This is a genomic window from Flavobacterium psychraquaticum, assembly GCF_034497725.1.
Classification (GTDB): domain Bacteria; phylum Bacteroidota; class Bacteroidia; order Flavobacteriales; family Flavobacteriaceae; genus Flavobacterium; species Flavobacterium psychraquaticum.
The window spans coordinates 22,071-42,851 of record NZ_JAXKVR010000023.1; the positions used below are offsets into that span (position 1 = coordinate 22,071).

Genomic DNA, 20,781 nt, shown 5'->3' on the forward strand with positions numbered 1-20,781 from the left:
AGTTCTTTTATAATTATAACTCAAAATATGATAATTGTCATACATTTTTGTAATTTTGCAGACTTAAAATAACTGCATTCTATGGGTAAATGTGAACAATGTATCGTGAGGCAATTTAGTTCTTTAAAAGCATTAAACAAAGAAGAACTTGTACGAATGGCCGATTGCAAAACTTCTTATACAATTAAAAAAGGAGAACCTATTTTTGAAGAAGGAGAAGTGACAAATGGCATTTATTGCATTAAAGAAGGCGTTTGTAAATTGTCTAAATTAAGTGATAATGGAAAAGACCAAATTGTAAAATTGGTAAAACCAGGAGAACTTTTAGGACAACGCTCCATGATTAGTGATGAACCTGCAAATTTAAGTGCAGTAGCATTAGAAGATATGGAAGTTTGTTTTATTCCAAGAAACGAAGTGATGCATTTTTTTACTGAAAACAATCAGTTTTCTATGAATGTGATGAAAACCATTTGTGAAGATTTAAAAGGTGCCGATGATCATATGGTAAATATGGCTCAGAAAACCGTTCGTCAGCGTTTAGTGGATACCTTAATTTATTTGGAAGAGACTTTTGGAAAAAATCAAGACGGAACGTTACGTATTCAGCTTTCAAGAGAAGAACTAGCCGGAATGATTGGAACTGCAACAGAAAGTTGCATCCGTTTGCTTTCCGAACTGAACAAATCAAAATTAATTGAATTAACCGGAAAGAAGATTCTTCTTGTTGACAAAGTAAAATTGAAAAAATTCGCTTAATAAAATAAAATTATAATTTCATTGAAAAAGCTGTTTTAGAAATCTAAAACAGCTTTTTTTATTAAAACCTGAATATTCAAAAAAGGTATTAAAAACTTTATGTTATAAGAATTAATTCCTTTTCCAAAATGGATGGTAAAAATTCAACACCCTATAATTTTAAAAATAGACCGATGCATAGTTTATTGTTGTGTGACTGATTCCCCTTAAATATTGGAGACGTAGGCTTTTTTGCATGCCCGAACGGGTGGAAATGACATACACCATTACAGCTACTTCAACAACCTGACTACCCGTGTCCTTCGTTTCACCAGCATCGGTTCAATTTTTATTTAATTTGACTCCCAACAGCCATAGAGAACTAAATCAGAATGCAGTTTTTTCTTTATTTTTATTTCTACTGTTGTAAAAATTAATAGGTAAAGATATACTTGAATTCTGTTTAGTAAATTTATGAAAAACACCTTGTTAAGCTTTATAGAATTTTAATAAATTATTATAACATTCTGAGTTTATGACGTAAATTTCAATAAAAATAAGATTAAATGTAAAAACTGCTTTAAGTATTCCGAAAATCCCTTAATAGCCCTGGTTGGATGAAAATCCTTTTGTTTTTATTAAAAAAAACAAAAGATTGTAAGGAAAACAGGAATATGGATTCCTGACAGTGCCGGAAACATTCGCTTCAAAGAAAAGATAATTTATATAAATAGAAACGCCCCGATTTTACAGTCGAGGCGTTAGTTTGAAGGTTTATTTCTTTTCTTCATTGTTCATTTTATCATCTAAATCTGGCAATTCGCCCTTGAATTTCTGTGTGTCAACGTCATAATTTTCATCATTCGTTAAAACCTCTTCGTGATCTTTATATTGATGTTTTCGCATATCACTTCTGTTGTCACTTCCTTTGTTTTTCGCTGCTTGCGGATTTTTGTTTGCGCTCATACTATTTGTTTTTAATGTTAGGATAAAATTACAAAAAAGTATGTGCAAATGTTTTACATAATTATTGTTAATAGTTACATAATCATATCATTATAACGAAAATCAGCGCAGCATCCTTAGATCAAATTAACTTATTTCTATAGAAGTTTTAAATAAAAAAATCCGCTAAATGCGGATTTTAGCTATTATGAAATTTTCTTATTCCGTTGGTCCCTCCCACTGAGAGATTCCGCCTAGTAAATTATATGCGTTTTCGAAACCAAGTTGCTTCATTACCCCACAAGCTTGCCCGCTTCTTCCGCCAGACAAACAATAAACGTAGTAGTTTTTAGATTTATCTAACTCCTCCAGCCTGTAAATAAAGCCTTGTCCTTTATAAATATCAATGTTTAAAGCCCCCGGAATTTTACTGCTTTCAAATTCTTCATCGGTTCTTACATCTAAGATTATTCCATTTTGGTCGGCTTCAAACTTGCTCCACCATTCGTTTTGTTCTAAATTCATTGTCTTCTATTTTTACCAAAAGTACTATGCAAATTTTTAATTTCAAAAAATTAATATAAAATTAACACACATTTGTAGCTACAAATAAAATATTTACTACATTTGTACCTACAATTATTAAAATAACAAATGAGAATCGAAGACATTATAAAACCTACTTCCCCAATGCCAATTGAAAAGCGCACATTGTTAAACGTGATGTTTACGCAACACGTCATTGCTGAAAAGTTTAATGAGATTTTAAAACCATTTGAAATATCGGCTGAACAATTTAATGTATTGCGTATTTTAAGAGGTCAAAAAGGAAATCCGGTAAACATGTTTACGATTCAAGAACGAATGATTGCAAAAACTAGTAATACCACAAGATTGGTAGATAAATTACTCTTGAAAGAATTCGTAAACAGAGAAATTTGTTTGGAAAACAGAAGAAAAATGGAGATTACTATCACTTCGAAAGGATTGGAATTACTGACCCAATTAGATCCAGTAGTAGAAGCGCACGAAAAGACATTCACTAGCAACCTTTCGAAAAATGAAATCGAATTATTGAATGAACTTTTAGAAAAATTTAGAATTAAATCATAAGAATTAAAGATGAGTAACTTCATAGAGAATCAAAATTGGCGTTATGCCACCAAAAAATTTGATGCCACCAAAAAAATATCGGCAACAGATTTAGAACTATTAAAAAAAGCAATTCAGTTGAGTTCTTCTTCTTATGGTTTGCAACTATACAAAGTGTTTATCATAGAAAATCCAGCTATTAGAGAGCGATTAAAGCCCGTTTCTTGGAATCAAGCTCAGATTGTTGATGCTTCTCACCTATTCGTTTTTGCCAACATTGTTGATGTGCAAGACAAACATATCGATGCTTACGTGGAGAATGTAGCCAAAACAAGAGGTGTCGACATTGAAACATTAAAAGGGTATTCTGATTTTATGAAATCTAAAATTGTGACACTTCCGGTGGAAGAAAAAGCAGTTTGGACTTCAAAACAAACGTATTTGGCTTTGGGAAATTTAATTAATGCTTCTGCCGAATTGAAGATTGACGTAACTCCGATGGAAGGTTTTGATGCAGAAAAATACAACGACATTTTGGGCTTGACCCAATTAGGTTTAAATGCGTCATTAGTTGCTCCTGCTGGTTATCGTCACGAAGATGATAGCACACAACACAGCCAAAAAGTTAGAAAACCAATCGAAGAATTATTCGAAATTATATAATAACAAACCTTAAAAAAATCAAACAATGAAAAATTTAAAATCAATTGCATTTGCATTAGTTGCTTTCCTAACATTATCGACAACAGCACAAACTAAAAAAGTTGACGCTACAAAAAGCACGATAAACTGGGTTGGGAAAAAAGTAACAGGATCGCATGAAGGAACAATTAACCTGAAAGATGGTGCTTTAGTTTTCAAAGGAACTCAATTATCAGGTGGAATGTTCAATGTGGACATGCCATCAATTATTGTAACCGATTTGGAAGGAAAAAGCAAGGCGAGTTTAGAAGGTCATTTAAAATCGGAAGATTTCTTTGGAACAGAAAAATTTTCAACAGCAAATTTAGTATTCAAAAAAATTACCGATAAAGGAAATGGCGTTTATGGAATAACTGCAGATTTAACTATTAAAGGAAAAACTAATCCAATTAATTTTGACATCATTGTTTCAGGAAATTCAGCTACTGCAGATTTAAAAGTCGATAGAACCAAATATGACATTACATACAAATCAGGAAACTTTTTTACCGATTTAGGCGATAAAGCAATTTATGATGATTTTCAATTAAAAGTAAAATTAGTGTTCTAGATTAAATTGGGGGAATTGCTATGAAAAAGAAAGCCTTGGAGAAATTCAAGGCTTTTTTGTGTTTACTTATTGCTCAATCTCTCCAAGTAATATCGTCCAAACCTCTTTTCTTGTTGTTCCAAAAGATTTTAAAACAGGTTTAAATTTGACATTTTGAAAATAATGCGATTTGCTTTTTTTACTGTTTTGAATCACTGTTAATTTGTATTGCATCGTCCAATAATCGGAAGCTACAATTGAACTTTCAAAATCGGAAACTAGAAAAGTATAATTTTTATTTTGAATTTTATCGATGAATTTATTTAAAGGAATAAATGGTTTTTCATCGGTTGTAAAATCAATTATATTCACATTTTCTGTTTCAAAAAAGCTATAAATTGAAGCTTTAATTTCGATTTTTAATACTCCAGAAGTAGTTTCATTAGATAATAATGTTAGATAATTATAGAAATCCTCTACTTTTAAAGTTGCACTTTCTTGATATGCTTTCACCGAAGCTGTCGTAAAATTAGCTTTTATAGTTTTTGTTGCAGGAGAATTTACACTTTGTCCAAAGGAAAAAAATGTAAGCAATAGAAAAACGATGTGATAAGTTCTAATCTTCATATTATTCTTGTAAAATTCTTATAAAATTAATTTCGTTCATATTATTTCTTTGAATATCAATTACTTTCATTTTCTTAAGAGAAACACTCGGAACAATTAACTTTTCTGAAAATTCTTTTTTGTTGAAATATTCAATGCCTAAATCATTTTTCAGCATTACTAAAACTTCTAAATCTGTCGCTAAAATTTTATGCAATTGCTCTTTTCGAGTTTGCCAATCTTTGATGTCCGATTTCATAAAACCTTTTAAAATCATTGCAGAATCATCAGGTTGCAGCGAGATATCAGAATTTGAATTCTTATTAATGATAACCGTTTTGTCTTTGTAATACGGACTTTTCAATACGATTTTCGAACTATCTTTCGCGTTAATTTGAATTTTAGAATCAATAATTTCAATTGGCGTTTCTACATTTTCTTCAATCAAGATGGCTTTTACTTCGTCGCTATTTACTTGTTCTTCGGTAAAGGCGTTTTTTACTTCAATGGTTTGTAAATTTTCCTTTTTTATAAATTTATAGCTTAAATACATAAGTAATAATACAACTAGAAAAAGCACAAAATAAATTTTAGCACGATTTGACGATTTCTCTTGTGCAACTATAATCGGTTCTTCTTTCCCTTTAAAAACATATTCATCCCAACCCGAACAACCTACAAATTGTGCTAAAATATCCAACATATCTTTCCGCGGAAGTTTCTCGTTAGTTTCCGATTTTAGATGCGTGTAAATCCATTTTTCACTTATAGTTTGTTTTACATTTATAGTAACTAAATCGATTAGATTCTGAATGTCTTGCGAACTAAATGTTTTCCAATTTCCCTTAAAATAAGGATATTGCTTCTGATAGGTCAAAAGCACATCTTCTTTAAGTTTTTGAAAGACAAGTATTGGATTCATTAATTGTATTAGGATTCAAAAGTAATTTACAGTTCTTATTATTCGCTGTAAAACTACTGTAAAAGTAATGAAAAATCTTTACCAACAAAGGAAAGTGGTTTTACTGCAGTACTTTTTGTTTTGAAATGTAGTATTGCATTATTATAATCTTAAAAAAACAAAAACATGAAAACGCAATTCCTTTTATTAAACGAAAAAATTAAATTCTTTATTGTATTATTTCTGCTTACAACTTTTGCTTCTCTTGCCCAAATTAGCGGGAATCAAATCTATGAAAATAGCGATTACAGTTCGAAGAATTATAATCAAACAACTACCTCTAATAGTACAAGTTTTTCCATTAATGATAATAATTTATCATTTACGATCAAAATATTGCTGAATAACAAAGCAGATGGATTCATAATTACATTAGGATTGAATGAAGAAAACGAAAGCGTTTCTGGTTGTAACCAAAAAATAAATTCTAGACTCAATGGATTTATTGGAAAACTTAAAGCAATCGGTATTAAGCCTGAACATACTTATGTCGATTTTATTTCGCAAACTAAAATTTACGATTTCACTACAAATGATTTAACGGCTAAACAATTTGAAAAGGGATTTGAAATAAAAAAGAATATCATTATTTCGACTTCAAACGTTGTGAATTTAGAAAAAATAATCACTTTGGCTTCTGAATATGAAATTTACGATGTTATTAAGGTAGATTATTTCAACACTGATTTAGATGCGATTCACAATTCACTTTTTGATGAAGCATTGCGTTTGGCAGAAAGCAAAAAAGTTAGTTATCTGAAAGCATTTGGCAAACGAATTGTTGGCACACCAACTGCTACAGAGAACTTTACGACGTTTTTACCAAAATCACAATACAAAACTTATCAAGCTTTTGAAAGTTCGGAAATACAAACGAATTCCAATTCTAGAGCGCAATATTTAAAAAAGATGGAACGTAAAAATAAAACATTTTACTACGATGGAATGTCAAATGCTGGTTATGATAAAGTAATAAATGCGAATCAGACGGAAGTTGGAATTCAATACGCAATAACACTTACGGTTTCATATAAAATTGATACGTCAATCTAAATCCATAAAAAAAGCCCTGAATTGCTTCAGGGCTTTTGTAAATAAAAATGGGTGAAAGACGGGGCTCGAACCCGCGACCCTCGGTACCACAAACCGATGCTCTAACCAACTGAGCTACAATCACCATTTGTTTAACGGGTGCAAATATAAGGCAAAAGTTCTATTTTGCAAACCTTTTTAGATAATTTTTATTACAATTTTATTTCAAATCACTTAAACTATTGACTGCCAAATATCTTTCAGTTGTAAAACCTTCCGCATAAGTCACATTTACTAGTCTTCCTAGATCTTGCGCACGATATTTTACACTGTCTAAAAAGTTTTTTGAAGTAATTGGAGAAACGGGTTCATTGGAGTTTGGATTATAAAATTGGGATCCATAAGCTAAAACTGAATCCATCTTTTTATCCATAAAATCAGAAATATCTACAACAAAATCAGGTTCAATATTTTGCCACTGAATGTAATGATAAACTATTTTTGGACGCCAAGCTTCTTGAGCAACACCATCTAAATCGGTTTCAATTCTAATTAATCCGGATAAGAAACAAGCGTCGCTTACCAATTTACTTCCTTTTCCGTGGTCAATGTGTCGGTCTTGAATTGCGTTACACAACACAATTTCAGGTTTATATTTACGAATCATTTCAATTATTTTCAATTGATGCGCTTCGTCATTTAAGAAAAAACCATCACGCATGTCTAAATTTTCACGTGCAACAACTCCCAAAATAGCTGAAGCTTTTGCAGATTCCGAATTACGTATTTCAACCGAACCACGAGTTCCTAATTCGCCTCGCGTTAAATCTATAATTCCGACTTTTTTTCCTAAACTTATTTCTTTAGCGATTGTACCGCTGCAACCTAACTCTACATCATCAGGATGTGCTCCAAAAGCAAGTATATCTAATTTCATTTTTATAGTTTAAAAGTTATTAGTTTATGCGTTTACAACCAAAATATTCCGCATCGTCATTGATTTATTCTCCGTTTCAATAAATTCTTTTTCAGGGTTACTGTCTTTTGTGATGCCACAACCTACGTAAATGTTCACAACATCATTATCCACTTCCAAACAACGTAAATTTACGAATAAATCGGTTTGATTGTCTTTATTATATTCGCCTAAAAATCCAGCGTAATATTTTCGATTGTAACCTTCACTTTTCAGAATAAAATCAATTGCATTTTCCTTGGGTAAACCACAAACCGCTGGAGTTGGATGTAATATTTTTATCAAATCAATCAACTGAAAATCAGTTGTTAATTCTCCTGAAATAAACGATTTTAAATGTGCTAAATTTCCAGCTTTAACTGTTTTAGCATTAGAAATAATAAGTTTATTTACTTTATCTTTTACTTTAGCAACAATATAATCCGTTACAAATTGTTGTTCTTCGATTTCTTTGGTTGCCCAAGTTACGCTTTCTGAATACAATTGCGTTCCAGCTAAAGCCACCGTTTCAAAATTATTGTGATTGATTTTTACCAATTGCTCAGGCGTTGCTCCCATCCATAATCCAATTTTGGGATGAAAAAACAAATAACGAAAAGCCGTTTGATAAGTGGCAATTAAATTTTGAAACGTATCCAAAATTGCAAGATTTTCGTTCAAAACAATTTTTCGAGAAACTACAACTTTTTGAAAAATTCCTTTGTTAATTTCGACAATTCCTTTGGAAACTAATGCTTCAAACGCTAACTTTTCTGCAATTTCTGAAGGTTTAAAAGCTTTTGAAGATTCTTTTTGTGACACCACAAATTCTTCTGTTTGAAATGAATTACCTTCAAATGGAAGTACAACTTTTAATCCCGCATCAAAAGGCATAAACACAAATCCCGATTGTCCTGAAAATTCGTTTAATTCCGAATTGTTTTGAATTAATAAATTCCCAATAGTTTCGTTTGGTTTTGCATAACAAACGAATGGTTTTTCACCAATTAAAAGTATATTTATTTGTTCAAAAATATTCATTATTGTCTTCTCGATAATACCATATTAGTCAACTTACAAAGCGAAATTAATTTGCCTTCTTCGTCCACAATTCTAATTTCCCATAAATGAAGACTTGCCCCTTTATGAATTATTTTGGCAGTTGCGGTAACCATTCCTTCGCGCTTACTTTTTAAATGATTGGCCGCGATTTCAATACCCCGAACTTCCTGTTTTTCTGGATTTATAAACATCAACGAAGCGGCACTTCCAACACTTTCTGCTAAAGCAACTGTAGCACCACCGTGTAATAAGCCCATAGGTTGATGAACTCTAGGATTTACAGGCATTGTAGCGGTCAAAAAATCTTCACCAGCATCTGTGTAAACAATATCTAAGGTATTCATTAAGGTGTTTTTGCTCCAATCGTTACACAATTGCAACATTTTTTCTCTATCAAAAATCATAACTTTATTTTTTGTAAAATTAAACATTCCTAAGAGAATATTTCTACTGATTTAACGTTTTAATAAGTATTTTAAGCTTATTTTGTTTTTAGAAATTTAAAATTAATAATTATATTTACAAAAATTCTACTAAAGATGCGTCGTTTATTACTTTTATTATTGATTGGATTTGCTGTTTCATTAACTTCTTGTAGAAACGATTTTGATTTTGAATCAAGCAACGGAGGTTTGCGCTTTTCAAAAGACACGGTTTACTTAGATACTGTTTTTACTAATATTGGTTCAAGTACCTACACTCTAAAGGTGTATAATAAAAGTGATAAAAATATTGCGATTCCTTCACTTAAACTGGGAAAAGGAATGGCATCAAAATACCGATTAATGGTGGATGGAATTCCTGGACAAGAATTTCAAAATGTAGAAATGCTAGCGAAAGATAGTATGTATATTTTTGTATCCGTTACTGCAGATGTTGCCGATTCAAATCCAACCGATTTTTTATACACCGATCAAATTTTATTTGGAGAAGGAACAAATCAACAAAAAGTAGCATTAGTTACTTTAATTCAAGATGCTGTCTTCTTATATCCTCAAAAATTTTCTGACGGAACAACTGAAACTTTACCTTTAGGCGATGAAGAAATATACGGTTTTTTCTTAGACGAAGCAGATCCTAATAATGGAAACGAATTGCATTGGACCAATACTAAACCTTATGTCGTTTATGGTTATGCCGCTGTTCCAAGTACGAAAACATTAATTGTTGATGCAGGCGCAAGAGTCCATTTTCACGCAGAATCGGGATTAATTGTAGCGAACAACGCATCATTACAAATAAACGGAAGTTCCTCTTCAACAGCAGCTTTAGAAAACGAAGTCATTTTTGAAGGCGATCGATTAGAGCCCGATTTTTCGGAAGTTCCAGGACAATGGGGAACTATTTGGTTAACCCAAGGAAGCACAAATAACAGTATTTCAAATCTTACAGTTAAAAATGCAACGGTAGGATTATTAGTTACCGGAAATGATGGTACTTCTACCCCAACTTACATCAATAATACCCAAATTTATAATTGTGCGAACGTAGGAATATTAGCTCGAACTGGAAATATTGAAGGTAGAAATATAGTAATTAATAACTGCGGACAAAGCTCTTTTGCAGGAACTTTTGGAGGAAGTTACGAATTTACACATTGTACCTTTGCTAATCATTGGTCAAGCCCGAATCAAACTGCAGTAGTTTTAAGTAATGAAAATATTGCGACGGAACCTCCAATTCCAACAGAACTAACAAAAGCTTATTTTAAAAACTGTATTATTTATGGTTCGACAAATCTAGCTATGAGTTTAAAAAAAGAAGGTGCAACTTTCAATTATAGTTTTGATCATTGTTTAATTAAATTCGTAGATCTTGGCAACCAATTTGGAACGAATCCGCTATATCAATTTTCAGGAACTAATTATGTAAATTGCCTAATTGCATCAAGTTCTAGTAATAAGAGGCCATTCTTTAAAGATCCTAATAACAATGAATTAATTATTGGAGAAGATTCAGCTGCAAAAGGGAGTGCTAATGGAAGTTACTCTACATTTAATGATATTTTAAATAATCCGAGAACTGGTGCTACTGATATGGGCGCATATAACTGGATAACTTTTGACTAAATTTAAGTTAAAAATGAAATCATAAGAAAAATTTTATTAAATTTGCATACCCCAAATATTTAAAAAATTTAAATAGGTCCTAAAAGTTTGGTAGCTTCTTTTTATAATTTTTCGATGAAATTTTTTATTGTTATTCTTTTATTCGTTTTCAGCTCTCAAGCACAAGTAGGAATTGGAACTACAGATTTAGAACCTAGTGTTTTACTAAAGTTGGAAAGCAAAAATCAGGCTTTTGTTACTACTAGAGTTTCTACAACGCAAATGAATGCTATTGTTAATCCGTTAGAAGGTTCGTTTGTGTTTAACATTACGGAACAATCGCCTTTTGTTTACATCAATGGAGCTTGGGTAAAATCTGAAAGCAATAGAACTCCTTCGCTTCTTATGGGAAGAAGTTCTGGAAACTTTGCTGCATCTACAACAATGGAATATCAATTTCCTTTAAATATATCAAACGCAATTGTAAATGATGCTTCTGTGTTTGGAATTAATAATTCAAATGGTAAGGTAACTATATTAAAAGATGGTATTTATTTTTTTTCAGCAACTTTAAGTGCTGTAGATCTTAAAGCCGGAAACCGAAAATTTTATCTAAAACTCTATAAGAATAATATAGATATTGGAAATTTATCAGCAATAACTTTTTACATGCCATCCAATGATTATTGGGGAGGAAATGGTGTGTTTATGATTAATGCTAAAGCCAATGATGTTTTTGATTTACGTTATTATTTAAATGAAAACGAAAGCAAAAAAATTGCAATTTTAACTTATAATATCACTAAATTAAGATAATGAAAACAGTTCTTACCTTTATATTAATTATAACCTCTTTTATAGCAGCGGCCCAAGTAGGCATCGGAACAACGACGCCTAGTCCTAGCTCAATTCTAGAATTACAAAGTACTACACAAACATTTGTTCCTCCTAGAATGACAGGAGCAGAAATGAATGCAATTGCATCTCCATTAAACGGCTCTATTGTGTACAACACTACTGAAGATGCTATGTATATTAAAACAAGCGCAGGATGGCAAAGTATGTTTTTTGTAAACAATGATGTTTTATTATTAAATAAAGAGTTTTCTGTAGGGAATAATGCACTTACTACAGTAAATAATTCCTATTCTAAATTACCAATCAATAGTGCGGACATTATACAAATCGAACCTCTTACCTATTTAGTAACTGGAAATGGAACTATAAAAATTTTAAAATCAGGAGTTTATTCGATTGTTGCAGCTTTGTCAACTTCAAATTTACCAGCTGGAAATGCTAAATATATTATCGCAGTATATAAAAACGGAATTTTATATAATTATTTAGCAAGAGGAGTTTCTAATAATTCCTCAACTGATGAGTTTGGATTTAGTGGTTCAACAGGTATCACTGTAAATGCCGGAGATGTAATAAGTATACAATATGTATTAAATAATGGTGGTGCTCCAATAGATGCTAAGTATATTAATTTAGGAATAACTAGATTGAAGTAGACAGTAGTTTTTTGAAGTTCTAAACATAAGAAGTAGTGCTATAAATCTTTTACGAATTACAATAGTAAAATATATTCTAATTAGAATCTGCTTGTTATGTGTGATTTTGCGAAACGAAGCATGTAATCAAAGACTTAATAAAAGAAATGAACAATAAAATTATTTCAAAATCCGAAAAAAGTTTAACAAACACTATCATTATTTTTATTGGTATAATTTTATTTACTTTCTTTATATTTTTAATAAATAATAATTTTCAACCAAAAAACAATTATGAAGAAAATCTGAAATTATTAGGATTTTTAGTTTTAAGTTCAATTATTTTTTATTGTATTTATTATTTGGTTAACCAAAAACGAATTTATGTTTATGAAAATTATTTTGAAATCAAAAAAAATTTTCAAACTCAAAAATATAATTATTCTGAAATAGTAACTCACTTTTCTGAACATTTTGAAGGGAAATACAATTCTTGGACTGAATATTACCTTATATTAAAAAACGGTAAAAAAATTACTTTAATTGATTCTGAATATTCTAATTTTTATAGCTTTTACTCTAAAATAGAACAAAGAGTGAAAATAAGTGAAGAAATAAATGCAAAATTGTCAGAACCAAAATATTTAAAATATGCTATAATTTGTGGAATTTTTGGGATTTTGATATTTTATTTTTCAAGTTTTTTTTATAATTTTAAAAAAATAGAAAACAACGATTTTGTTTATTTTACAAGCAAACTTAAAAATGATATAACTCTTGAAAAAGGCAGAAAAGGAAAAAACAATTTCGTTATTCAATTAACTGATTATTCAAATTTTAATTTTAAAATATCAGGTCGAAATTACGACGGTATATTTGATGATGATGAATTTCTAAAAACATTCAAAAGTGGTGATATAATCACAATTGGATTAGACAAAGATGATTTTAACAAAAAAATATCAAAAATAAAGGAATTGAATTTACTGGATAAATATTTAAATTTTTCAGTTATTCAAGTGAAACAAATAATGAATAATAAAAACAAGCCTTTAATAAACTTGGAAGAAGTTAACAGTCTTCTTATTCAAAATAATTATATTGGTATTGGACTATTTTCTTTTTTCAGTTTATTCTTTTTTTTCTTAACTTATGGAAATTATAAAGCATATATTAAATCCTTAAATCAATTAACAAATAAAAACCACACATAATAGTGGTCTGTAAATATTGTTTTATTTGTTGGAATCACCGTAAACAATTAGATTTACGATAAATAAATTAAGAATTGTTTTCATAAGAAAACAACATTCACAAGCCACAAAACGAAATAAATATTGAGTTTTCAACACTATTTTTTAAACCTGTTGAAAAAAGATATTTATTTTGATTTTTATAACAATATAAAACTTTGAACTTGAAGTTATTTTAAATAAATTTGCACTTTCAAAACAACAACACAAACGCACTGATAAGTCTAGACTTGTCACTAAAATTTCAACACAATGATTCATTTCTTCGGAAACCAATCCAACACGGTTTTTGCGGTTCAATCGCAAAACGAAATTTCATCAGAAGACAGCAACAAATTAAATTGGCTTTTTGGCAACGCTCATAAAATTGAAAAATCCGTATTGACGGATTTTTTTGTTGGACCTCGTGCCACTATGATCACGCCTTGGAGCACTAATGCCGTTGAAATCACTCAAAATATGGGGATTTCTGGAATTATTAGAATCGAGGAGTTTGAAAAAGTTACAGCTGATTTCACTGATTTTGATCCGATGCTTTCGCAAAAATATTCGGAATTAAATCAAGAAATTTTTGCCATTAATATTCAGCCAGAACCTATTTTAGAAATTGATGATATCGATGCTTACAACAAACAAGAAGGTTTAGCCTTAAGTTTGGAAGAAGTAGGTTATTTAGATGATTTGGTAACCAAATTGGGTAGAAAATTAACGGATTCTGAAATTTTTGCATTTTCTCAAGCCAATTCAGAACACTGTCGTCATAAAATTTTCAACGGAACTTTTATAATCGATGGCGAAGAAAAACCAACTTCATTATTCAAATTAATTCGAAAAACGTCTGAAACGAATCCAAACGAAATTGTTTCAGCTTATAAAGATAACGTAGCTTTTGTAAAAGGTCCGAAAGTGACTCAGTTTGCTCCAAAAAGCGCTGACAAACCTGATTTTTACGAAGAAAAAGAATTTGATTCGGTACTTTCTTTAAAAGCAGAAACGCACAACTTCCCTACAACTGTTGAACCTTTCAATGGAGCAGCAACAGGATCTGGAGGAGAAATTCGTGATCGTTTAGCCGGAGGTCAAGGTTCATTACCCCTAGCAGGAACTGCAGTTTATATGACTTCTTATTCTCGTTTGGACAATGACAGGACTTGGGAAGAAAATATGGAAGAAAGACCTTGGTTATATCAAACACCAATGGATATTTTAATTAAAGCTTCAAACGGAGCTTCAGATTATGGAAATAAATTTGGACAACCTTTGATTACAGGTTCTATTTTAACTTTCGAACACGAAGAAAATAACCGTAAAATTGGTTACGATAAAGTAATTATGCAAGCGGGAGGAATTGGTTACGGAAAATTAGACCAAGCCATAAAAAAGACACCACAAGAAGGCGATAAAATCGTCATTTTAGGGGGTGAAAATTATAGAATTGGAATGGGTGGAGCTGCAGTTTCTTCAGCAGATACAGGCGCTTTTGGTTCAGGAATTGAATTAAATGCAATCCAACGTTCTAATCCAGAAATGCAAAAACGTGCAGCTAATGCTATTCGAGGAATGGTAGAAAGCGATGTGAATCCAATAGTTTCTATTCACGATCACGGCGCTGGTGGTCACTTAAATTGTTTGTCCGAATTAGTAGAAGACACCGGAGGTTTAATCGATTTAGATAAATTACCAGTTGGCGACCCGACACTTTCTGCTAAAGAAATCATCGGAAATGAATCTCAAGAACGTATGGGATTAATTATCGCTAAGAAAGACATCGCTATTTTACAAAGAATTGCAGACAGAGAACGTTCTCCAATGTATGAAGTTGGTGATGTTACTAGCGATCATCGATTTACTTTCGAATCAAAAACAACCGGTGAAAAACCGATGGATTATGCTTTGGAAGATTTCTTCGGAAGTTCGCCAAAAACCGTTATGACTGATAAAACAGTTGTAGCAAATTATGCAGAATTAACTTATTCTCAAGATACTATTGCACATTATTTAAATCAGGTGTTGCAATTAGAAGCTGTCGGTTGTAAAGACTGGTTAACTAATAAAGTAGACCGTTGTGTAGGCGGACGCGTTGCAAAACAGCAATGTGTTGGACCGTTACAATTGCCTTTAAACAATGTGGGTGTAATGGCTTTGGATTATAAAGGTAAAGAAGGAATTGCAACTTCAATTGGCCACTCTCCTATTGCTGCTTTAATCGATCCTGTTGCTGGTTCAAGAACTGCTATTGGTGAATCTCTATCAAATCTTGTTTGGGCTCCTTTAAAAGACGGAATGCAATCCGTTTCTTTATCAGCAAACTGGATGTGGGCTTGTAAAAATGAAGGTGAAGATGCTCGTTTATATGAAGCTGTAAAAGGTTGTTCGGATTTTGCTATTGAATTGGGAATCAATATTCCGACAGGAAAAGATTCGCTTTCAATGAAACAAAAATATCCTAATGATGAAGTAATTGCACCAGGAACGGTTATTATTTCGGCTGCAGGAAATTGTTCCAACATTACGAAAGTTGTGGAACCTGTTTTACAAAGAAATGGCGGAAATATCTATTACATCAACTTATCGCAAGATTCGTTTAAGTTGGGAGGAACATCATTTGCCCAAGTTTTAAATAAAATTGGTACGGAAGTTCCTACTATTAAAGATGCAAAGTTCTTTAAATCGGCATTCAATGTATTGCAAGATTTAATTAAAGAACGTAAAATTAAAGCAGGTCACGATATCGGAAGTGGTGGATTAATCACAACTTTATTAGAAATGTGTTTTGCAGATGATAAATTAGGAGCATTAATCGACTTGACTTCCTTAGGAGAAAAAGATACGGTAAAAGCATTATTTAATGAAAATATTGGAGTAGTTTTCCAAGCAGATGCATCGGTTGAAGCTACTTTCAAACAACATAATATCGAAATTTTCAATATTGGTTCAGCTATTGACGGTGACGCGTTTACAATCATTAATAACGAAGACAGTTTAACTTTTAGTATTTCAACATTAAGAGATACTTGGTATAAAACATCATTCTTATTAGATTTAAAACAATCTAAAAACGGAATGGCCGCTGCTCGATATGAAAATTATAAAAATCAAAAGTTAGAATTTACGTTCCCATCACATTTTGATGGAAAACTACCTGCAATTGATGCTTCAAAATCAAGACCAAAAGCAGCTATTATTCGTGAAAAAGGAAGTAATTCTGAACGTGAAATGGCAAATGCAATGTTCTTAGCTGGTTTTGATGTAAAAGATGTGCACATGACCGATTTAATTTCGGGAAGAGAAACATTGGAAGACATTCAATTCATTGGAGCGGTTGGAGGATTCTCAAATTCAGATGTATTAGGTTCGGCTAAAGGTTGGGCCGGAGCCTTTTTATACAATGAAAAAGCAAACTCAGCGTTGAAAAATTTCTTTAAACGTGAAGACACACTTTCTGTTGGAATTTGCAATGGTTGTCAGTTATTTATGGAATTAGAATTAGTAAATCCAGCACATGAAGTGCACGGAAAAATGCAACATAATACGTCTCAAAAACACGAAAGTGGCTTTACTTCAGTGACGATTCAAAAAAACAACTCGGTGATGCTTTCTAGTTTAGAAGGTTCAACTTTAGGCGTTTGGATTTCACATGGGGAAGGAAAATTCAAGTTACCTTATTTGGAAGAAAAATATAATATTGTTGCAAAATATGCTTATGAGGGTTATCCCGCAAATCCAAATGGTTCTGACTTTAACACAGCAATGATGACGGACAAAACCGGAAGACATTTAGTAATGATGCCACATATTGAACGTTCTACTTTCCCTTGGAACTGGGCACATTATCCGGAAAGAGGTCAGAAAGATGAAGTTTCACCTTGGTTAGAAGCTTTTGTAAATGCCAAAAAATGGATTGAAAATAAGTAATAAAATCAATAAAGCTCTCAATATAATGAGAGCTTTATCTCTAGAAAAAGAAAACTTTATAAAAAGTTCTCCTTTCTTTAGGTCCCCAAACCTAAAAAAATAAACTTATCTTTATACTAGTAATTTGTTAAATATATGCGTCAATTAGATTCTATTTGAAATTGAATAAATACTGTTCTATTGGTATTAAATCAAATTAATATCGATTTGTAATAGTTATCTTCTCATCATTTTATGATCAATTGGAAGGTTAGGTCTTTGATTCATTTTATCTTTAAATGAAACAGCGTTGTTAACCATTTTACCTTCTAAAAAATTTTCAAAACCCGGCGCTAGATTTTCCATATGGCCAATGGTTTCATACTCGATATCTTCTACTTCTTCTTCAATTTTTGTTGTAAAATTTGCTGTGGTTTCTTTCACTGCTTTCGCAATTAATTTTCTGGTTTTTTTACCTTTATGAGGAGCAAAAAGTACTCCTACTGAAGCACCAATTAAGGCGCCAATTATAAAACTACCCGCAGCTAATCCGATGTTGTTATTTCTAGTTGTCATATTTCTGTATTTTATAGTTATACTTAAATAAGGAATGCATCTCCATTCAAAATTAAGTCGTCAATGTTTTTTTACCTTTTACAAACCTCACTATCACTAATGTCACAGCCGCAATTAATGCCAGATGAATAAAATCTCCTATGTCATAAATAAAAAATCCAATTCCCCATATTCCAAAAAGAATAAATGCTATTACATATATTAAATTTCTCATTACCATAATTTCTATTGTTTTTAGGAGTGTTATACAAATTTCAGAAAAATTGAAGTAACTTGTGTTATACAATTAATTGCAATGTTTATAAAATTTACCTTTTTTGTAGATTATAGAAGAAAGTCTTATTAGTTTTTCAAACAAACGAGACTTATGAACATTATTTCATAGGATTCCAACAATTTTGATTAGAATTTAATAATTTCACTAAATTAGTAGGCGAGCATAGTATTTTTATATGTTCAAAAATTTAAAGTAAAGATTATCAATTGTTTAAAAAATTGCACAATTAGTTTTATTTTTATACTTTGCATTAAATATTAATTGTGAATTATGGACAATATTACACGCTTATTTGACTTTCCTTATCACCAATTAGAAAAGTACAATTTATCGGACGCTCTAGTAACCAAATATGGTAACGATTGGATCAAGACATCAACTAAAGAATATTTAGAGAAAGCCAATGCTTTTTCCAGAGGATTAATTAGACTTGGCGTCAATAAAAATGACAAAATTGCTATTATTTCTTCTAACAACCGAACGGAATGGCATATTACCGATATCGGTGTACTACAAACAGGAGCGCAAAATGTGCCTATTTATCCTACAATTTCAGCAGAAGATTATGAATATATTCTGAATCACTCTGATTCTTCGTATTGTTTTGTGTCTGATCAGGAAGTTTATGAAAAATTGATTAGTGTAAAACATAATATCCCAAATCTTAAAGAAATATATTGTTATAATGATATTTCTGGTTGTAAAAGTTGGAAAGAAATTCTTGAATTAGGAAAAGATGAATCCAATCAAGATGTGGTGGAAGAAAGAAAAAATAATGTAAATACAACTGATTTAGCTACAATTATTTATACTTCGGGAACTACGGGAAGACCAAAAGGCGTTATGTTATCTCATCAAAATATAGTTTCAGATGTTTTAATGAGTGCGCCAAGAGTTCCTTTGAGACCAGGTGACGCTAGAGGTTTAAGTTTCTTACCTATTTGCCATATTTTCGAAAGAATGATAACTTACATCTATCAATATTATGGAATTTCAATCTACTTTGCAGAAAGTATTGACAAAATTTCAGACAATTTAAAAGAAGTAAAACCTCACGTAATGTCTGTTGTTCCTCGATTATTGGAAAAAGTTTACGATAAAATCTACGCAAAAGGAGCCGATTTATCTGGCATCAAAAAGAAATTATTTTTCTGGGCAACAGGTTTAGGAATTCAGTTCAAACCTTATAAAGAAAATGGTTGGTTCTACGAATTCCAATTAAAAATTGCTAGAAAATTGATTTTTTCAAAATGGCAAGAAGGTCTTGGAGGCGAATTAGAACTTTTAGTTTCTGGAAGTGCAGCATTACAACCAAGATTAACAAGAGTTTTCACCGCCGCTGGAATTCCAGTAATGGAAGGTTACGGGCTTACAGAAACTTCACCAGTAATCTCAGTTAATGATATGAGAAATGGCGGTTTTAGAGTAGGAACCGTAGGAAGAGTTTTAGACGGTGTCGAAGTTAAAATTGCAGAAGATGGTGAAATTCTTTGTAAAGGACCAAACGTAATGCTCGGCTATTACAAAGATGAAGAACAAACAAAAGTAGCTATGGAAGGTGGTTATTTCCATACAGGAGATATTGGAGAAATTGACACCGATGGTTTCTTAAAAATTACAGACCGTAAAAAAGAGATGTTCAAAACATCAGGCGGAAAATATGTTGCACCACAATTACTTGAAAATACGTTCAAACAATCAAGATTTATTGACCAAATAATGGTAATTGGTGAAGGCGAAAAAATGCCGGCTGCTTTTATTCAAGTAAATTTTGACTTCGTTAAAGAATGGGCAAATAGAAATAGATTTAATATTGGAGCTACAAACCAAGAAATTTGTTCGAATAGTGAAGTAATCAAACGTATTCAAGAAGAAGTAGATCACTACAATGAAAAATTTGGAAATTGGGAAAAAGTAAAACGTTTTGAGTTGACACCCGAGATTTGGTCAATTGAAGAAGGACACCTTACGCCTACTATGAAATTAAAACGTAAAATTATCATTGAAAAATACAAAGCCCTATATACTAAAATATATGGTGAACATTAAATAATTCCTGTTCATATGGATGAATTACATTTTTTAAATGTTAAAAAATGGTCATTTTATAAAAAAAAACTAAAAATACTATGCGCGCATAGTATTTTTTTTTATATTTGAATTAAATTACAAAGATGCAAGACAAAACGATAGATTACATATTAAGATCCACCTGGCAAGGTGTGGCGAGAATGTATAACGAAGAGGCAACAAAATATGGTGCTACTATGGCTACAGGTTTTGCATTGTTAAGCATTGACCGAGAACACGGAACCTCTTCAACCGCATTAGGTCCAAGAATGGGAATGGAAGCCACTAGCCTAACTAGAACCCTGAAATCAATGGAAGAAAAAGGATTAATCTATCGCAAAAAAAATCCGGCAGATGGAAGAGGTGTCTTAATATTCCTGACAGAATTGGGAAAGGAAAAAAGAGAATTGTCTAAAAACACGGTATTGAAATTTAATGATACAGTGAAAGCAAATCTTAGCGAAGAAAAACTAAGAATTTTTGCGGAAGTCTCCGAAACGATAAATGAATTAATCACAGATAAAAAAATATTTAACGACAAATAATTA

The 20,781-nt window shown here is 31.3% G+C and carries 21 protein-coding genes and 1 tRNA gene; 12 read left to right on the forward strand and 10 right to left on the reverse strand.

The window, feature by feature from the left end; genetic code table 11:
• The first annotated feature begins 81 nt into the window (after positions 1–81).
• Positions 82–759 carry a Crp/Fnr family transcriptional regulator gene (locus T1L09_RS02855; RefSeq protein ID WP_322549442.1) on the forward strand — a complete coding sequence of 226 codons (678 nt, stop codon included), beginning with the start codon at positions 82–84 and terminating at the stop codon, positions 757–759.
• Between the two features lie 753 nt (positions 760–1,512).
• Here T1L09_RS02855 and T1L09_RS02860 read toward each other — a convergent pair.
• Positions 1,513–1,704 carry a hypothetical protein gene (locus T1L09_RS02860; protein ID WP_322549443.1) on the reverse strand — a complete coding sequence of 64 codons (192 nt, stop codon included), beginning with the start codon at positions 1,702–1,704 and terminating at the stop codon, positions 1,513–1,515.
• 198 nt (positions 1,705–1,902) lie between these two features.
• Entirely contained in the window at positions 1,903–2,208 is a 306-nt protein-coding gene (locus T1L09_RS02865) for a rhodanese-like domain-containing protein (protein ID WP_322549444.1), read from the reverse strand.
• Positions 2,209–2,337: 129 nt separating this feature from the next.
• On the opposite strand from T1L09_RS02865, the gene T1L09_RS02870 reads away from it, so the two are divergent.
• From T1L09_RS02870 to T1L09_RS02880, 3 genes are read left to right on the forward strand one after another with little or no spacing between them, the layout of a single operon-like run.
• The gene (locus T1L09_RS02870) at positions 2,338–2,796 is read left to right on the forward strand and encodes a MarR family winged helix-turn-helix transcriptional regulator (protein WP_322549445.1); all 459 of its coding nucleotides are present in this window, start codon (positions 2,338–2,340) and stop codon (positions 2,794–2,796) included.
• Between the two features lie 9 nt (positions 2,797–2,805).
• A complete protein-coding gene (locus tag T1L09_RS02875) occupies positions 2,806–3,438 on the forward strand; it encodes an NAD(P)H-dependent oxidoreductase (protein ID WP_322549446.1) in 633 nt (210 codons plus the stop codon).
• A 25-nt stretch (positions 3,439–3,463) separates the two neighbouring features.
• Positions 3,464–4,027, forward strand: coding sequence for a YceI family protein (locus T1L09_RS02880; RefSeq protein WP_322549447.1), 564 nt, complete (start codon positions 3,464–3,466; stop codon positions 4,025–4,027).
• A 66-nt stretch (positions 4,028–4,093) separates the two neighbouring features.
• Here the strand turns inward: T1L09_RS02880 and T1L09_RS02885 are convergent, their stop codons facing one another.
• Together T1L09_RS02885 and T1L09_RS02890 are read right to left on the reverse strand one after the other, a co-directional pair.
• On the reverse strand, positions 4,094–4,633 hold the full coding sequence (locus tag T1L09_RS02885; RefSeq protein ID WP_322549448.1) for a hypothetical protein: 540 nt from the start codon (positions 4,631–4,633) through the stop codon (positions 4,094–4,096).
• A gap of 1 nt (position 4,634) precedes the next feature.
• Positions 4,635–5,534: a hypothetical protein gene (locus tag T1L09_RS02890; RefSeq protein ID WP_322549449.1), complete on the reverse strand. Its 900-nt coding sequence runs from the start codon at positions 5,532–5,534 to the stop codon at positions 4,635–4,637.
• 165 nt (positions 5,535–5,699) lie between these two features.
• Between T1L09_RS02890 and T1L09_RS02895 the strand changes: the two genes are divergently transcribed.
• Positions 5,700–6,626, forward strand: a complete 927-nt coding sequence (locus T1L09_RS02895; protein ID WP_322549450.1) for an SIMPL domain-containing protein — start codon at positions 5,700–5,702, stop codon at positions 6,624–6,626.
• 49 nt (positions 6,627–6,675) lie between these two features.
• Here T1L09_RS02895 and T1L09_RS02900 read toward each other — a convergent pair.
• The 4 genes from T1L09_RS02900 to T1L09_RS02915 form a co-directional block, all read right to left on the reverse strand.
• A tRNA-His gene (locus T1L09_RS02900) sits at positions 6,676–6,751 on the reverse strand.
• A 74-nt stretch (positions 6,752–6,825) separates the two neighbouring features.
• Complete coding sequence (bshB1, locus tag T1L09_RS02905) at positions 6,826–7,542, reverse strand: bacillithiol biosynthesis deacetylase BshB1 (protein WP_322549451.1); 717 nt, start codon at positions 7,540–7,542, stop codon at positions 6,826–6,828.
• A gap of 24 nt (positions 7,543–7,566) precedes the next feature.
• Positions 7,567–8,601: an isochorismate synthase gene (locus T1L09_RS02910; RefSeq protein ID WP_322549452.1), complete on the reverse strand. Its 1,035-nt coding sequence runs from the start codon at positions 8,599–8,601 to the stop codon at positions 7,567–7,569.
• Entirely contained in the window at positions 8,601–9,026 is a 426-nt protein-coding gene (locus tag T1L09_RS02915; protein WP_322549453.1) for a hotdog fold thioesterase, read from the reverse strand. Before T1L09_RS02915 ends, T1L09_RS02910 begins: the two co-directional genes overlap by 1 nt.
• Positions 9,027–9,161: 135 nt before the next feature.
• On the opposite strand from T1L09_RS02915, the gene T1L09_RS02920 reads away from it, so the two are divergent.
• From T1L09_RS02920 to purL, 5 genes are all read left to right on the forward strand, one after another.
• A complete protein-coding gene (locus T1L09_RS02920) occupies positions 9,162–10,691 on the forward strand; it encodes a hypothetical protein (RefSeq protein ID WP_322549454.1) in 1,530 nt (509 codons plus the stop codon).
• 114 nt (positions 10,692–10,805) lie between these two features.
• A complete protein-coding gene (locus tag T1L09_RS02925; protein ID WP_322549455.1) occupies positions 10,806–11,486 on the forward strand; it encodes a hypothetical protein in 681 nt (226 codons plus the stop codon).
• Positions 11,486–12,184 (forward strand): hypothetical protein, encoded by a 699-nt coding sequence (locus T1L09_RS02930; protein ID WP_322549456.1) that lies wholly within the window; start codon positions 11,486–11,488, stop codon positions 12,182–12,184. Before T1L09_RS02925 ends, T1L09_RS02930 begins: the two co-directional genes overlap by 1 nt.
• A gap of 146 nt (positions 12,185–12,330) precedes the next feature.
• A complete protein-coding gene (locus T1L09_RS02935; protein WP_322549457.1) occupies positions 12,331–13,377 on the forward strand; it encodes a hypothetical protein in 1,047 nt (348 codons plus the stop codon).
• A 291-nt stretch (positions 13,378–13,668) separates the two neighbouring features.
• The gene (purL, locus tag T1L09_RS02940) at positions 13,669–17,331 is read left to right on the forward strand and encodes a phosphoribosylformylglycinamidine synthase (protein ID WP_322549458.1); all 3,663 of its coding nucleotides are present in this window, start codon (positions 13,669–13,671) and stop codon (positions 17,329–17,331) included.
• A 216-nt stretch (positions 17,332–17,547) separates the two neighbouring features.
• On the opposite strand, the gene T1L09_RS02945 is transcribed toward purL, so the two are convergent.
• Entirely contained in the window at positions 17,548–17,886 is a 339-nt protein-coding gene (locus T1L09_RS02945) for a YtxH domain-containing protein (RefSeq protein ID WP_322549459.1), read from the reverse strand.
• Between the two features lie 52 nt (positions 17,887–17,938).
• On the reverse strand, positions 17,939–18,106 hold the full coding sequence (locus tag T1L09_RS02950; RefSeq protein WP_322549460.1) for a lmo0937 family membrane protein: 168 nt from the start codon (positions 18,104–18,106) through the stop codon (positions 17,939–17,941).
• A gap of 327 nt (positions 18,107–18,433) precedes the next feature.
• On the opposite strand from T1L09_RS02950, the gene T1L09_RS02955 reads away from it, so the two are divergent.
• Positions 18,434–20,212, forward strand: a complete 1,779-nt coding sequence (locus T1L09_RS02955; RefSeq protein ID WP_322549461.1) for an AMP-dependent synthetase/ligase — start codon at positions 18,434–18,436, stop codon at positions 20,210–20,212.
• Positions 20,213–20,337: 125 nt separating this feature from the next.
• Positions 20,338–20,778, forward strand: a complete 441-nt coding sequence (locus T1L09_RS02960; RefSeq protein WP_322549462.1) for a MarR family winged helix-turn-helix transcriptional regulator — start codon at positions 20,338–20,340, stop codon at positions 20,776–20,778.
• The last annotated feature ends 3 nt before the right edge of the window (positions 20,779–20,781 follow it).